At 66.5% G+C, this 1117-nt stretch carries 2 protein-coding genes; both read right to left on the reverse strand.

Going from position 1 to position 1117, the window contains the following annotated elements; genetic code table 11:
• Positions 1 to 117: 117 nt before the first annotated feature.
• Positions 118 to 399 carry a hypothetical protein gene (locus ACMO6A_RS12685; protein ID WP_418471359.1) on the reverse strand — a complete coding sequence of 94 codons (282 nt, stop codon included), beginning with the start codon at positions 397 to 399 and terminating at the stop codon, positions 118 to 120.
• The gene (locus ACMO6A_RS12690) at positions 287 to 1099 is read right to left on the reverse strand and encodes an EamA family transporter (protein ID WP_418471358.1); all 813 of its coding nucleotides are present in this window, start codon (positions 1097 to 1099) and stop codon (positions 287 to 289) included. The genes ACMO6A_RS12685 and ACMO6A_RS12690 overlap by 113 nt, the downstream gene beginning before the upstream one ends.
• Positions 1100 to 1117 lie beyond the last annotated feature (18 nt).

Below are 1117 nucleotides of genomic sequence, written 5' to 3' on the forward strand. Positions count from 1 at the left end.
GGATGGGATTTCGTATACGACCCCTAAGCGCAGGCGAGCGGCGGCGCGCTGCGAGCTCGAGTTCAGCCGACGACGACCCTCCGAGCCGTTCGCGCGCGCCGAGGTCGTCGAGCGCGATCAGCGGCGGGGCGCTTCTCGCCCAACGCGCCGCGCGGCCGCCGCGAGGCGCCGGGCGCGGCACCCGGCGCCTCGCCCTTCGCCGATGTCCGACCTGCGCCCTAAGTGGGGCAGCTGCGAGATAACGATGCCGGCCAGGATGGCAACGACGCCGGCGACCTGGAGCGCTTCAACCGGCTCGCCCAGCACGAGCGTCGACAGGGCGATGCCGCAGGGAAGCTCGGAGGATGCCATGATGGCAGCCAGCCCCGGTGTCAGGTGCGGCGTGGCGATGCCGAACAGCGCTACCGGCACGAACAGCGCGCATAGTCCCAGAACGAGGCCGAACTTCCAGATGCCGTCCTGCAGAACGCCGCTTGCGAAGTAGTCGGGGCACAGCGAAGCCCAGCGCGCACGCGCCTAGGCACACGACGAGCCCGCGCTGAACGGACGGCATGCCGCGCCCGACGCGGCTCGAGAAGAACATGAAGAAGGTGCAGCTGACGGCCGAGAGCAGCCCGCATGCGATGCCGACGGGGTCAAGAGCGCCCACCGATTCGGAGAACATGCCGCTGGCCATGAGCGTTCCGCCCAGGATAACAGCCGCCGCTGCCGCCTCGGCCGCACGCGGGCGTCTGCGCATGACCACCAGCTGGACGACGATGCCCATCCAGGTGAACTGGAAAAGCAGCGTGATGGCTACCGAAACAGGCAGCAGGGTGAGCGCGTAGTTGTACAGCACGGTGCCGATGCACGTGTTCAGTCCCAGAGCCAAAAGAGCTATCGTCTGTTTGAGGGAAAGCGGGACCAGACGCTTGCCGCGCGCTCGCTGCACGAGCAGCGCGACTGCGAACAAAAGCGCTGCGAACAATGCCTGGCTCGCTACCACCTGGGTCCAGGTGAAGCCTGCGGCGTACGTTATCTTCACCGTGGTCGCTTGGGCGCCGTAGCTGGCTCCGGCCAAGAATACGATACCGGAGTATCTCAAGGTGTTCTTTTCCATGAGGCCATTCTAACGTAC

The sequence above is a fragment of the Eggerthella sp. genome (genome assembly GCF_048329335.1).
Lineage (GTDB): Bacteria > Actinomycetota > Coriobacteriia > Coriobacteriales > Eggerthellaceae > Eggerthella > Eggerthella lenta.